Origin of the sequence: Vibrio mediterranei, from assembly GCF_900088415.1 — a bacterium.
Lineage (GTDB): Bacteria > Pseudomonadota > Gammaproteobacteria > Enterobacterales > Vibrionaceae > Vibrio > Vibrio mediterranei.
Genome location: NZ_FLLQ01000017.1, coordinates 20993 through 34627 on the forward strand (window position 1 = coordinate 20993; position 13635 = coordinate 34627).

At 44.8% G+C, this 13635-nt stretch carries 10 protein-coding genes, 1 tRNA gene, 2 rRNA genes and 1 riboswitch; of the genes, 6 read left to right on the plus strand and 7 right to left on the minus strand.

Going from position 1 to position 13635, the window contains the following annotated elements:
• Positions 1 to 3 precede the first annotated feature (3 nt).
• Entirely contained in the window at positions 4 to 1254 is a 1251-nt protein-coding gene (locus VME0621_RS25295; protein WP_062463491.1) for a magnesium transporter, read from the minus strand.
• A gap of 468 nt (positions 1255 to 1722) precedes the next feature.
• Here VME0621_RS25295 and zur point away from each other — a divergent pair, with 468 nt between their 5' ends.
• Together zur and VME0621_RS25305 are read left to right on the plus strand one after the other, a co-directional pair.
• Positions 1723 to 2175: a zinc uptake transcriptional repressor Zur gene (gene zur / locus VME0621_RS25300; protein ID WP_006073191.1), complete on the plus strand. Its 453-nt coding sequence runs from the start codon at positions 1723 to 1725 to the stop codon at positions 2173 to 2175.
• A gap of 8 nt (positions 2176 to 2183) precedes the next feature.
• Positions 2184 to 2645: a chemotaxis protein CheX gene (locus tag VME0621_RS25305; protein WP_062463488.1), complete on the plus strand. Its 462-nt coding sequence runs from the start codon at positions 2184 to 2186 to the stop codon at positions 2643 to 2645.
• A gap of 52 nt (positions 2646 to 2697) precedes the next feature.
• Here VME0621_RS25305 and lptG read toward each other — a convergent pair whose 3' ends face one another.
• Together lptG and lptF are read right to left on the minus strand one after the other, a co-directional pair.
• A complete protein-coding gene (gene lptG / locus VME0621_RS25310) occupies positions 2698 to 3768 on the minus strand; it encodes an LPS export ABC transporter permease LptG (RefSeq protein WP_006073195.1) in 1071 nt (356 codons plus the stop codon).
• 3 nt (positions 3769 to 3771) lie between these two features.
• The gene (gene lptF / locus VME0621_RS25315; RefSeq protein WP_062463484.1) at positions 3772 to 4887 is read right to left on the minus strand and encodes an LPS export ABC transporter permease LptF; all 1116 of its coding nucleotides are present in this window, start codon (positions 4885 to 4887) and stop codon (positions 3772 to 3774) included.
• Positions 4888 to 5078: 191 nt separating this feature from the next.
• On the opposite strand from lptF, the gene pepA reads away from it, so the two are divergent.
• The 3 genes from pepA to VME0621_RS25330 all read left to right on the plus strand — a co-directional run bounded on the left by pepA (position 5079) and on the right by VME0621_RS25330 (position 10063).
• The gene (gene pepA, locus VME0621_RS25320) at positions 5079 to 6587 is read left to right on the plus strand and encodes a leucyl aminopeptidase (RefSeq protein ID WP_006073199.1); all 1509 of its coding nucleotides are present in this window, start codon (positions 5079 to 5081) and stop codon (positions 6585 to 6587) included.
• Between the two features lie 63 nt (positions 6588 to 6650).
• Positions 6651 to 7106 (plus strand): DNA polymerase III subunit chi, encoded by a 456-nt coding sequence (locus tag VME0621_RS25325; protein WP_062463480.1) that lies wholly within the window; start codon positions 6651 to 6653, stop codon positions 7104 to 7106.
• A gap of 98 nt (positions 7107 to 7204) precedes the next feature.
• Entirely contained in the window at positions 7205 to 10063 is a 2859-nt protein-coding gene (locus VME0621_RS25330) for a valine--tRNA ligase (protein WP_062463477.1), read from the plus strand.
• A gap of 79 nt (positions 10064 to 10142) precedes the next feature.
• Here the strand turns inward: VME0621_RS25330 and VME0621_RS25335 are convergent, their stop codons facing one another.
• Entirely contained in the window at positions 10143 to 11261 is a 1119-nt protein-coding gene (locus VME0621_RS25335; protein WP_062463475.1) for a pyridoxal-phosphate-dependent aminotransferase family protein, read from the minus strand.
• Positions 11262 to 11460: 199 nt separating this feature from the next.
• Positions 11461 to 11637: riboswitch (Lysine riboswitch) on the plus strand.
• A 48-nt stretch (positions 11638 to 11685) separates the two neighbouring features.
• On the opposite strand from VME0621_RS25335, the gene lysC reads away from it, so the two are divergent.
• Complete coding sequence (lysC, locus tag VME0621_RS25340; RefSeq protein ID WP_408741713.1) at positions 11686 to 13086, plus strand: lysine-sensitive aspartokinase 3; 1401 nt, start codon at positions 11686 to 11688, stop codon at positions 13084 to 13086.
• A 122-nt stretch (positions 13087 to 13208) separates the two neighbouring features.
• Here the strand turns inward: lysC and VME0621_RS25345 are convergent.
• From VME0621_RS25345 to VME0621_RS25355, 3 genes are all read right to left on the minus strand, one after another.
• Positions 13209 to 13285, minus strand: a tRNA-Asp gene (locus VME0621_RS25345).
• A gap of 56 nt (positions 13286 to 13341) precedes the next feature.
• Positions 13342 to 13457 (minus strand): 5S ribosomal RNA (gene rrf, locus VME0621_RS25350).
• 90 nt (positions 13458 to 13547) lie between these two features.
• Positions 13548 to 13635 (minus strand): 23S ribosomal RNA (locus VME0621_RS25355); the annotation flags it as partial.

Here is a 13635-nt window from a genome sequence, read left to right on the forward strand (position 1 = left end):
AGGTTAAGACAAACCTAGTAATCGAGTAGTACAGAAGAAATAGATTAGCAGCCCACCAATATCAACGATGGTGGTTATCGCTGGACTAGCGACAACGGCAGGGTCAAGGTTGAGTCGTTTAGTCAACATAGGCAGCATAGCGCCAATAACGGTAGAAGAGACTATTTGGAAGAAGAGTGCTAAGCCAATTGCACAGCCCAACATGGTTAGTGTCAGATTCGCCGGCAACTCAACGCCATAAGACAGTAAACTCACTTTCCCCAAGGTGATAACAGCAAGTGCACCACCAATAACAATGGCAATGCGTGTCTCCTTCCACAACACTGACAACCAGTCACGAAGTTTGACGCTTCCTAACGCCAGAGAGCGCACCATCACAGTCGCAGACTGCGTACCAGCATTGCCGCCAGAGTCCGCTATCATTGGCATGTACAAGGCCAAAACCGTAAACGCTTCAATTGCATCTTCATAACTATGGATCACCATACCGGATAGCAAACCCAATATGGCTAGGCCTATTACCCAAACAATACGCTTACTCACATGATCCATAACAGACAGGCTCATATAGTCGCCGACATGGCCATCTTGCTGAATGCCCATCAATCGTTCCATGTCTTCAGTTTGCTCTTCTGTAACGATATCTATCGCCGATTTAGCCGATAGCAAACCGACAGGAAGCCCCTGACTATTTAAGATTGGTACAACGTCAAAACGACTTTGTTTGAGTAGCGCCACCGCATGTTCTTGTGATGCGCTAAAATGACAGCTGATGGCATGCTGTACAATCTCAGACAGTTTTAAATTAGGTTGAGATTTAAACAAAATATCCAGCTTAATCAAGCCAACGAACCGTCCCAGATCGTCGACGATAGTAAGACAGGCAAACTCAACATACAGACTATTCAATGCTTTTTTCGCCTGTTCTACGGACATATCATGATAAAGCACTGTCATTGCTGCGGAATTAACAGTATGGATAACGGGATGCCTTGCTTGAAGAAACCGCTCTATATCTTGCTGATAGTCGAACCCCTCTAGAGAATAAAGACGTTGAAGCGACTCAGCCGATAATTGCTGAGTAAAACAAAGCGTTTGCTGAATGTATTCAGCGTTAAAATGTTGGTTAAGCTTTTGTATCTCACGCATTTCAATCCAATGATTAAAAAGAGTGAAATCTACTTGAGTCGCGCCGGACTCGAAGCTAACGGTTTGGTGATGGTTGTATTCGTTTACGGTGTTAATAATAGTCATGATAACGCACCTTTTTATTAGATATGACGATCCCTTGCTCCATTCGAGCAATAGACAAAACAATTCATTTTCAGGTGGTTACTAACAAGATAACGTTTGAGTTTCAGAGAAAGAAACCAACGTCATTTTAAGAGAGCGAGAAAAGGTGAAGGGGATAACAATGTTTAGTCCATATTACTCCAATAAGATCCGCGCTCTTGAGCTAGTAATCCACCTTCGACTGTCGTTTTCCATAATATTTCTCCTGTGAAAATATGAGCGCATGGTAGGTATCCGACTCCTCATAGTCAACAGTGTGAATATACAACTTGGCAACTTTGATGTTGCAAAATATTTCATCCCTTTGTTCAGAGCCACTAGCAGAATAAAGTGACGAATCGGTCAATACGAAAATTCGAGTCAGCCTACTAACGATCTACGTGGGGAATTAGTATAAAATAGTCGGACTTCGCTAAGACAGGTGACCATGTGAATCAAAAGCTAATACAACAATTGGAAGATATCTGTTCCGCGAGAGGTGTGCGACTCACTCCTCAGCGCCGAACTGTTTATGAGCTTATTTGTGAAAATAAGAAGGCCTCTAGTGCTTATGAATTATTAGAACAGCTCAAAGTCAGTGAGCCAAAAGCTAAACCGCCTACCGTGTATCGCGCTCTAGACTTTCTTTTAGAACAAGGTTTTATTCACAGAGTTGAATCTACTAATAGCTTTATCTCATGCTGTTCATTTGGTGAGCATAAGCACTACTCTCATTTATTGATTTGTGATAAGTGCGGCAATGTCGTTGAACTACAAGATGATATTCTGATAGCCTTGTTGAATAGTAACGTTGAAAAACATGGCTTCCAGTTCTCCAATCACGTTATTGAATCTCATGGCATTTGTCAGACGTGTTCATCATTGGAAGTTGAAAATAAATAGAAGAAGTTATGCGCGCTGAATTTGTAAACCCGTTTTTAGCCTCCTTAATAAATGTGCTAAAAACCATGGCGACGATGGAAATCAAACCATTAAAACCAAGAATTAAGAAAGATGAGATTGCTCGCGGGGACGTATCTGGTCTTATCGGGATGGTTGGCAACCAAACTCGTGGTTCAATGTCGATCACATTTGAAGAGGGTCTTGCTCTCGAAATCATGCAGAACATGCTCGGCGAGAGACCACATGGTCTCAATGAAGAAGTAACCGATATGGTCGGTGAAATCACCAATATGGTCACTGGTGGTGCAAAACGAATTTTAGCTGAGAATGGCTTCGATTTTGATATGGCAACTCCGGTGGTTGTCTCGGGTAAGGGACATACCATCAGGCATAAATGCGATGGAGCGATCATCATCATGCCTTTTACCTCTGAATGGGGTGATGCATTTATCGAGATTTGCTTCGAGTAAACTCTCTTTCACTTAAACAAAATAAAAAAGGCTCCGGTTGGAGCCTTTTTTATTATAGTTTTCTGCGCAGAAGCAACATGGCTATGGTTAAAAACACCAAACTAGGCCCTAAGGCACCAAACAACGGCGACATCCCATATACAAGGCTAACTGGCCCAAAGAATTCACTCGAAATGTAGAACGTAAAACCTGCGATGACACCAGACAGAATACGCGCACCCATAGTTACACTTCTTAAAGGACCAAACACAAAAGACAGTGCCATTAACATCATTACCGCGACTGAAATTGGCTGTGTCGCTTTACGCCAAAATGCCAGTTCATAACGAGATGCATCCTGTTCAGAGTCTTTCAGGTATTGGGTATAATCCCACAATCCACTTAACGGCAACTCATTAAGATCCACAGTAACAATCGCTAGCTTGTCAGGCACCAGTGAAGTTTCCCAAACTTGCTTGTCGAGCGTCTCTTTTGATAATGCCTCATCGTTTTTCATGTCTGTAATTTGAATTCGGTGCATCTCCCAACGATTATCGCCTAGATAATCTGCTGATTCCGCAAACACCGTTTCCTTGAGCTGTTTATTCTCACCGAAGCGCCAAATATTCAATCCTTCAACAGACTCGCCATTGACCTTAGAGATAAAAATGAAGTCGTTCGCATCCCGAGCCCAGACACCGTTCCTAACCGATACAATGCTACCTCCGGATGTCGCTTGAAGGCGTAAATCGCGAGCCATTTGCTGAGTGGTTGGTGCCCCCCACTCCCCTAATGCCATCACTACCACCATCAAAGGCACTGCCGTCTTAAGTACTGAAAGACCAATACGTAGCTTCGAAATCCCGGCAGCTTGCATAACAACAAGCTCGGAGCTGCTCGCTAACATACCTAAGCCGACTAAGGAGCCAAGTAGCGCAGCCATAGAGAAGAACAGCTCAATATCACGCGGCATCCCTAATATCACAAAGTACAATGCCGACAGCATGGTGTAGCTCCCCTCGCCAACTGAACGAAGCTGTTCGACAAATTTGATCACCGCAGATAAGCCAACGAAAACCGAGAGCACTAATATGATCGTGGTAATGATTGTCTTACCCACGTAGACGTCTAGTATTCTAAACACGCTCTAAGCTACCTCTCGTCTTTGCATGCGCTTACGACGCAGTTTCTCTCTGAATTTCCTCACACCGACCGTATCCCAAGTATTGACACCGATCACGGCAAGCAGCAATGCAAAGTTTACTGGCCATAATCCGATGTACGACGGAAAAGCCCCATCTTCTAGCGCCGATTTCATTGCACTGATCGCCATAAAATAAGCGAAGTAAGCCAAGATTGCTGGCCCCATTTTGGCAAACTTGCTTTGCCTTGGGTTTACCGCCGACAAAGGCACCACCAGCATGGTTAATAATGGAATACATACCACCAAGGAGATTCGCCAATGGAGCTCGGCTTGCGCTTTAGGATCAGGGTTACCCAATAACTCCATAGTGGGTATGGCCATCCAAGAACGCCCACGCTGTTGGACTTCGCGCTGCCCAATGACCCCTTCATAATCGGTAAACTCTGTAACCATATACTCAAGACGAGTCGGCATCCCTTCATAACGAACACCGTCATAGAGCGCAATCACTTGTCGACCATCACTTAACTCTTTTACATCACCAGATTTCGCCGATATCACACTAGGTAACACCGAATCTCTTGGATTTAACTGAGCAACGAAGACATTGGTTAGTTTTTTATCTTTTATGCTGTCAATAAAGACAACCGAAGAACCGTCAGGGGTTCGTTGGAAGCTACCCGTTTGCAAAAGCTCCACCGAGTTTTCCGATGCAAGCCGTTCACGAATCTGCACTTCTTGTTCTTGAGTCCAAGGGGCTAACCAGAATGCATTAAACGCAGCTAGAGAAGTGGTCAGTACCGCTAAATACATAGCCGCACGAATAAGGAACTTATTACCTATCCCGGTCGCATTCATTACCGTGATTTCACTTTCTGCGTATAAACGCCCGAAAGTAACTAGGATTCCGATATAAATACTCAATGGGAACATCAATAGTCCCATTGTCGGCATACTAATACCCGCTAAAGTCATAATCAGACCAGCAGGAATATCTCCATCGGAAGCATCAGCAAGCACTTGGATAAATTGACGACTGAAAAACACTAAAAAGAGCACTAAAAAGATGGCTAATTGGCTCTTAACTGTTTCTCTGATCAAATATCTAACAATAATCACAGTGAAAACACCTATACAAAACTTGTTTTTTTGATTGAATCGCTATAGTTTTCGGGTAAACCTTTTATTTTTTACTTTTTTGATCGATTCTTATCTTTAGATTATAGGCCGAAATGGCTCATAGGATTCAAGCATTAAGAATCGATTATCCAACATTTAGTTCTATTTGTCTTTAGGATGTAGGAGTACGCATGGAGTTTAGTGTTAAAAGTGGCAGTCCAGAGAAGCAGCGTAGTGCATGCATCGTCGTTGGCGTATTTGAGCCACGTCGTCTCTCTCCGGTTGCAGAGCAGCTTGATAAAATCAGCGATGGCTATATTAGCTCTTTGCTACGTCGTGGCGACCTAGAAGGTAAGCCAGGTCAAATGCTGCTGCTGCATCAAGTACCTGGGGTGCTTTCAGAGCGCGTTCTGTTAGTTGGCTGTGGTAAAGAGCGAGAGCTTGGTGAGCGCCAATATAAAGAAATCATTCAAAAAACCATCAGCACGTTGAACGAGACTGGTTCTATGGAAGCGGTATGTTTCCTAACAGAGCTGCACGTTAAAGGCCGCGATACATACTGGAAAGTACGTCAAGCTGTTGAAGCGACGAAAGATGGACTTTATACCTTCGATCAATTCAAGAGTAGTAAACCAGAAACACGTCGTCCACTTCGTAAACTAGTATTCAACGTACCTACTCGTCGTGAGTTAAATCTTGGTGAAAAAGCGATTGCTCATGGTCTAGCGATTGCTTCAGGTGTTAAAGCGTCAAAAGATCTTGGCAACATGCCACCAAATATCGCAAACCCAGCTTATCTTGCTTCTCAAGCTCGTCGCTTGGCTGACGATTACGACACCATTTCAACCAAGATCATTGGTGAACAAGAAATGGAAAAACTAGGTATGACGTCTTACCTAGCTGTCGGTCGTGGATCAAAGAATGAATCTATGATGTCTATCATGGAGTACAAGGGCAACCCAGATCCAGATGCGAAGCCAATTGTTTTAGTTGGTAAGGGCCTAACGTTCGATTCAGGCGGTATCTCACTAAAACCTGGCGAAGCCATGGATGAGATGAAATACGACATGTGTGGCGCAGCATCGGTATTCGGCACTATGAAAGCGCTGGCTAAGCTGAACCTACCAATCAACGTGGTTGCAGTACTAGCAGGCTGTGAAAACATGCCTGGTAGTAATGCCTATCGCCCAGGTGATATCCTTACAACTATGTCTGGTCTTACAGTTGAAGTATTAAATACGGACGCAGAAGGTCGCTTGGTTCTGTGTGACGCATTAACTTATGTCGAACGCTATGAGCCGGAATGTGTTGTTGATGTTGCCACTCTTACGGGTGCATGTGTGATTGCACTAGGTCATCATATCAGTGGTGTGATTTCAAACCACAACCCACTTTCACATGAACTTGTTAACGCCTCTGAGCAAGCTGGCGATCGCGCTTGGCGTCTACCAATGGCAGACGAATACCAAGAGCAACTAGCAAGCCCATTTGCTGATATGGCAAACATTGGTGGCCGCCCTGGCGGTACAATTACAGCTGGTTGTTTCTTATCTCGTTTTGCTAAGAAATATCACTGGGCACACCTAGATATTGCTGGTACGGCATGGAAATCAGGTAAAGCGAAAGGCTCAACGGGTCGTCCTGTCTCGCTACTTGTCCAATTCTTGCTAAACCGCAGTGGCCAAGAGACTGAAGAGTAAACAGAAGGGCCGAAAGGCCCTTTTTTATTGCTTACCAATAACCAGAGCAAAGCGACATTTCACATGAATACGGCAACCTTCTACATCATTAATGAAGACTCTGAACAAGCCTCTCAACAGGGGTGGTTTGCCTATGTGCATTTTCTCTGTCGCCATTTTACTGCGCAAGGTGCCAAGCTCTATATTAACTGCAGTGACAAAGCCGAAGCTGAGTTGTTGGCTGAGTATTTTTGGCAAGTGACTCCCGAACAATTTATTGCCCACAATCTCATTGGCGAAGGACCTAAAAACGGCACGCTGGTAGAGATTGGTCACGAGGGCCTTAAACCCAGTTGGAATCGGCAACTAGCAATAAATTTGGCGAATAGTCACGCAACCTTTGCGCAGGCCTTTGGTCAAGTGGTAGACTTCGTCCCTTGCGAAGAAAAAGCTAAGCAAACTGCGCGAGAAAGGTATAAAATTTACCGTCAAGCGGGCTATCAGCTTCAAACCATTGAGATTCAACATTCAGAATCCTAATCAAGGTCAATCCTTATAAGTAAGCGTTAATTTCCCTGCGTTTATTTATAAGGTTTGGCAAATTTCTTTCACAGATTAAAGTAAGTATCCAGAAAGCTATGGAAAAGACATATAACCCACAATCTATCGAACAAGCTCTGTATAAGACTTGGGAAGAGAAAGGCTACTTTAAGCCTCACGGTGACACGACTAAAGAATCATACAGCATCATGATCCCGCCACCGAACGTCACTGGTAGCCTACATATGGGTCATGCATTCCAAGACACCATCATGGATACGCTAATCCGTGCCGAGCGTATGAAGGGCAAAAACACCCTTTGGCAAGTAGGTACTGACCACGCTGGTATCGCAACTCAAATGGTCGTTGAGCGTAAGATTGCCGCTGAAGAAGGCAAGACTAAGCACGATTATGGCCGTGAAGCTTTCATCGACAAGATCTGGGAATGGAAAGGCGAGTCTGGCGGCACGATTACTAAACAGCTTCGTCGTCTAGGCGCATCTGTGGATTGGGATCGTGAACGATTCACTATGGATGACGGCCTATCTAATGCCGTTCAAGAAGTCTTTGTTCGTCTATACGAAGATGATCTTATCTATCGTGGTAAACGCCTAGTTAACTGGGATCCAAAGCTACACACAGCGATTTCTGATCTAGAAGTTGAAAACAAAGACAAGAAAGGCCACATGTGGCATTTCCGCTACCCTCTAGCTGATGGCGTAAAAACAGCAGAAGGTAAAGACTACATTGTTGTCGCTACTACTCGTCCAGAAACTATGCTGGGCGATACTGGTGTTGCGGTAAACCCTGAAGATCCTCGCTATAAAGATCTTATCGGCAAAGAAATCCTGCTTCCTATCGTAGACCGTCGTATTCCAATCGTAGGTGACGAGCATGCTGATATGGAAAAAGGCACAGGTTGTGTGAAGATCACACCTGCACACGACTTTAACGACTATGAAGTTGGTAAGCGTCACCAGTTGCCAATGATCAACATCCTAACGTTCAATGCAGATATTCGTGACGCAGCAGAAGTATTCACCACAAATGGTGAAGCAAGCGATGCGTATTCAACAGAGCTTCCAGCTAAATATCATGGCATGGAGCGTTTCGCTGCTCGTAAAGCTATCGTTGCCGAGTTCGAAGAGCTTGGTCTTCTGGACGAAATCAAAGATCACGATCTGACCGTACCTTATGGCGACCGTGGTGGCGTGGTAATTGAGCCAATGCTAACTGACCAATGGTATGTTCGTACTGCACCTCTAGCAGAGACAGCAACCAAAGCAGTTGAAGATGGCGAAATCCAATTCGTGCCTAAGCAATATGAAAACATGTACTTCTCTTGGATGCGTGACATTCAAGACTGGTGTATCTCTCGCCAGCTATGGTGGGGTCACCGCATTCCAGCATGGTATGACAACGACGGTAACGTTTATGTGGGTCGTACCGAAGAGGAAGTGCGTGAGAACAATGGTCTAGCGCCAGTTGTTGTTCTGCGTCAAGACGACGACGTTCTTGATACTTGGTTCTCATCTGCACTGTGGACATTCGGTACTCAAGGCTGGCCAGAAAACACTGATGACCTGAAAACTTTCCACCCATCAGATGTACTGGTTACAGGTTTCGACATCATCTTCTTCTGGGTTGCTCGCATGATCATGATGACCATGCACTTCTGTAAAGATGAAAACGGCAAACCACAGGTACCATTCAAGACGGTATACGTTACGGGTCTAATCCGTGACGAAAACGGCGACAAGATGTCGAAGTCTAAAGGTAATGTTCTTGACCCAATCGATATGATTGATGGTATCGATCTTGAGTCTCTAGTAGAGAAGCGCACTGGCAACATGATGCAACCTCAACTAGCGAAGAAGATTGAAAAGAACACTCGTAAGACATTCGAAAATGGTATCGAACCTTATGGTACTGATGCACTTCGTTTCACTCTTGCAGCAATGGCATCTACTGGTCGTGATATCAACTGGGATATGAAGCGTCTAGAAGGTTACCGTAACTTCTGTAACAAGCTATGGAACGCAAGCCGTTACGTACTTATGAACACAGAAGATCAAGATTGTGGTTTCAACGGTGGTGAGATTGAATATTCACTTGCAGACAAGTGGATCGAGTCTCAGTTTGAACTTGCTGCAAAAGAGTTCAACGGTCACATCGACAACTACCGTCTAGATATGGCTGCAAACACCATTTATGAGTTCATCTGGAACCAATTCTGTGACTGGTACTTAGAGCTGACTAAACCCGTTCTATGGAAAGGTAACGAAGCTCAGCAACGTGGTACACGTCGCACGCTGATCACAGTATTAGAGAAGACACTGCGTCTAGCTCACCCAGTACTCCCATACATCACTGAAACTATCTGGCAGAGCGTCAAACCTCTTGTTGATGGTGTTGAAGGTGATACTATCATGCTTCAAGCGCTTCCTCAGTTTGAAGAAGCAAACTTCAACCAAGAAGCACTTGACGATATTGAGTGGGTGAAAGCATTCATCACTAGCATCCGTAACCTACGTGCTGAGTACGATATTGCTCCAAGCAAAGCGCTAGATGTCATGCTTAAAGTTGCTGACGATAAAGACGCCGCTCGCCTAGAAGCGAACAAAGCAGTTCTTGTCTCTCTTGCTAAGCTTGAAGACATCAAAGTACTGACAGCTGGCGAAGAGACTCCAGCATGTGCTACAGCACTGGTTGGTAAATCTGAGCTTATGATTCCTATGGCTGGTCTAATCGATAAAGATGCAGAACTGGATCGTCTAGCGAAAGAAATCGCTAAGACACAAGGTGAAGTAAAACGTATCGAAGGCAAGCTTGGTAACGAAGGTTTTGTCGCGAAAGCACCTGAAGCAGTTGTTGCGAAAGAACGTGAGAAACTTGAAGGTTACAAAGAGATGTTAGTTAAACTGGAAGAGCAAAAGCAAACTATTGCCGCGCTTTAAGCTTAGCTAAATCCATATAATAAAAAACCGGGAGCCTAGCTCTCGGTTTTTTATTGGCTAACAACTATTATTTCAAGAATTACTTCAAGACCGTTTCGAGTGCTTTAAGGCATAGGGCAACGTTCTCTCTTCTGGCCCCATACCCCATCAAACCAATTCGCCATGCTTTACCAGCTAACGCACCTAAACCCGCACCAATTTCTAAGTTGTACTGTTCTAAAAGCTGAGAGCGCACTGCTGCATCGTCAACACCTTCCGGCAAGTAAACAGCATTAAGCTGAGGTAATCGGCTGCCTTCTTCAACAACGAAGCTCAACCCAAGCTGTTCTAGTCCCTCTTTGAGCAACAAGTGCATGTCTTTATGGCGCTGCCATGCATTCTCTAGTCCTTCATTTTTGAGTAAGACTAGCGACTCATGCAATGCGTACAAACTGTTCACTGGCGCGGTGTGGTGATAGCTGCGCTTCCCTTCTCCACTCCAATAGCCCAAAACCAAGCTCTGATCGAGGAACCAACTCTGAACGGTCGTTTTGCGAGATTTAATTACCTCGATGGCCGCTGGAGAAAGCGTGACTGGTGATAATCCTGGCACACAGGATAAGCACTTCTGACTTCCGGAATAAACTGCATCTAGTTGCCATTCATCCACCAATAAAGGTACCCCACCTAGAGATGTCACAGCATCAACAATAGTCAGCATATCGTTTTGCTTAGCAAGCGAACCCAGAGCCTGCGCATCACTTACAGCTCCAGTGGATGTCTCAGCATGAACAAACGCTACTATTTTTGCATCTGGATGCTCGGCGATCGCTTGCTCTACTTTAGCCACAGAAACAGGCGCACCCCATTCATCTTCTACGACAATAGCTTCACCGCCACAACGAACCACATTCTCTCGCATACGTTCACCAAACACACCATTGCGACAGACAATAACTTTGTCGCCTGGCTCAACGAGGTTTACGAAGCATGTTTCCATACCAGCACTACCGGGCGCTGAAACGGCGATTGTGAAGTCATTTTGTGTCTGAAATGCATACTTGAGCAGCTCTTTAAGTTCATCCATCATACCGATGAAGAGCGGGTCTAGGTGACCTATCGTTGGACGACTCAAGGCTTGCAATACTTGTGGGTAAATATCTGATGGGCCAGGCCCCATTAACGTACGGTGAGGGGGCACAAAGCTAGAAATAGTCATGGGCAATCCTTTAATGATTTATTGTAGTAATAAGTAAAATATCCTAAGGAAATTCAGTCTGTTCCACAACGGAATAAAAATCAACATTTTTGCAACATCCAACCACTCAGTTTTTTATGGTTAAATTGTGAATCTTCATTGACTTTTCACGCTCAAAAACGTTGAATAAACACACTATCTGTAGCAACCACTAAAAAGCTACAGCGGAAGAGGAGCACTGCCCAGGCAGGTAATCATGTGAAGCCGCAACTTCTATACATGTTACTGATGGGGAGCAGTGCCGAGATGAACTCAATTTGCAGGATTAAGTTTGTCGGTTGAACGGGCTGAATCCCTTTAACTGTCACCAAGTGATTGGTGAAGAGCTTCTGAGGTCCATTCTTTATTCGGATTCCTCCGCTCTATTTTTCTCTTCAAACATCGGATGTTGGGTTACCAACCTTATTATTACTACTGGAAGTCCTGGAGAATTACTGTGAGCGCATTCAATGTAGCTAAATTTGGCGGAACAAGCGTCGCCAACTTCGAAGCCATGAGCCGTTGTGCTGAGATCATCGAAAATAACCCACAAACGAAGCTGGTTGTAAGCAGTGCATGCTCTGGAGTCACCAACATTTTGGTTGAGTTGGCAAATGGAGTAAAAGACGAAGCACACCGATCTGAGCTCATCAATAGACTTAGAGCTATCCATACTGACATTATGTCGCAGCTCAAAGACACCTCATCTATCGAGAAGCGTGTTGAAGCACTAATTGAAAAAGTTGCGACGTTATCCGAGGCTGCTTCTATTGCAACATCGGCAAAGCTCACTGATCACTTAGTAGCGTGTGGTGAGAGAATGTCGACTCATATTTTGACTCGATTAATGCAAGAGCGCGGGGTCGACGCTGTGCGTTTTGATATTCGCGATGTCCTGAAAACAGATAGTGACTACGGCAAAGCCGAACCAAATCTAGAAGCGACTAAGCAATTAGCCGATGAGAAGCTTATCCCACTTTGTCAGCAACATGTTGTTGTCACTCAAGGCTTTATTGGTTCTGATGAGGAAGGTGAAACCACAACACTTGGCCGAGGTGGCAGTGATTATAGTGCTGCACTTATCGCAGAAGCGGTTGAAGCTGCGGGGTTAGAGATCTGGACCGATGTCCCAGGAATTTATACAACGGACCCTCGTATTGCTCCGAATGCACGCCCTATTCCAGAAATCAGCTTTAGTGAAGCCTCCGAAATGGCGAACTTTGGTGCGAAAATCCTACATCCTTCAACACTTTTACCAGCATTACGTCACCAAATCCCTGTGTTTGTCGGTTCATCAAAAGCACCGCAAGAAGGTGGGACTTGGGTACGACAGTCCGTAGAAAGCGCGCCGCTATTTAGGGCATTGGCGCTACGTAACAATCAAACTATGGTAACACTGCGTAACCCTAAAATGTTCCAAGCGTATGGTTTCCTTGCAGATGTCTTTACCGTATTGGCAAAACACAAAATCTCTGTTGATTTGGTCACTACCTCAGAAGTCAGTGTTTCACTTACACTTGATCAAACTGATACGAGTGGCGGTGCACCAGAACTTCCTGCTCAAGCTCAACAAGAACTAGAGCAGCTCTGTACAGTCGAGGTCAAACAAGGATTAAGCCTCGTCGCGCTGATTGGTAACAACATGAGTGAGACAAAAGGCTCTGCCGCTGAAGTATTCGATACTCTGGATGAATTTAATATTCGTATGATCTGCTACGGTGCTAGCCCACATAACTTATGTTTCCTATTAGATGAAAACGAAGCAAAACAAGCCGTTAAAGCACTTCATGAAGAGCTGTTTGAATGATAGCAATTGGCCTCGTCGTTAGACGGGGCTTTTTTATATCAGATAGAACAGTATAAAGAGTTAGATAGGATATCTTCAGACAATAAAAAACCCGACGCTTTCGCATCGGGTTTTCTAAAAAGTGGCGGAGTGGACGGGACTCGAACCCGCGACCCCCGGCGTGACAGGCCGGTATTCTAACCAACTGAACTACCACTCCGCAGTGGTCTATTTAAAGTCTTATCTTAATCGTGCTTTAAACAGATGTTGTTCAAAGCCTGGCGATGTCCTACTCTCACATGGGGAAGCCCCACACTACCATCGGCGCTATTGCGTTTCACTTCTGAGTTCGGCATGGAATCAGGTGGGTCCACAACGCTATGGTCGCCAAGCAAATTCTTAATTCGGAAAGCCGTTATTGTGTTCTCATACACATTCAATTCGTTCTTGCTTTGAGTCCATCAAAACCCTTTGGGTGTTGTATGGTTAAGCCTCACGGGCAATTAGTACAGGTTAGCTCAACGCCTCACAACGCTTACACACCCTGCCTATCAACGTTCTAGTCTCGAA

Excerpts from the sequence above, each read along its gene's own strand:
- VME0621_RS25305 (WP_062463488.1), top strand. The coding sequence starts at position 2,184 with ATGCGCGCTGAATTTGTAAACCCGTTTTTAGCCTCCTTAATAAATGTG.
- VME0621_RS25295 (WP_062463491.1), bottom strand. The coding sequence starts at position 1,254 with ATGACTATTATTAACACCGTAAACGAATACAACCATCACCAAACCGTT.
- pepA (WP_006073199.1), top strand. The coding sequence starts at position 5,079 with ATGGAGTTTAGTGTTAAAAGTGGCAGTCCAGAGAAGCAGCGTAGTGCA.
- lysC (WP_408741713.1), top strand. The coding sequence starts at position 11,686 with ATGTTGGGTTACCAACCTTATTATTACTACTGGAAGTCCTGGAGAATT.
- VME0621_RS25330 (WP_062463477.1), top strand. The coding sequence starts at position 7,205 with ATGGAAAAGACATATAACCCACAATCTATCGAACAAGCTCTGTATAAG.
- VME0621_RS25335 (WP_062463475.1), bottom strand. The coding sequence starts at position 11,261 with ATGACTATTTCTAGCTTTGTGCCCCCTCACCGTACGTTAATGGGGCCT.
- VME0621_RS25325 (WP_062463480.1), top strand. The coding sequence starts at position 6,651 with ATGAATACGGCAACCTTCTACATCATTAATGAAGACTCTGAACAAGCC.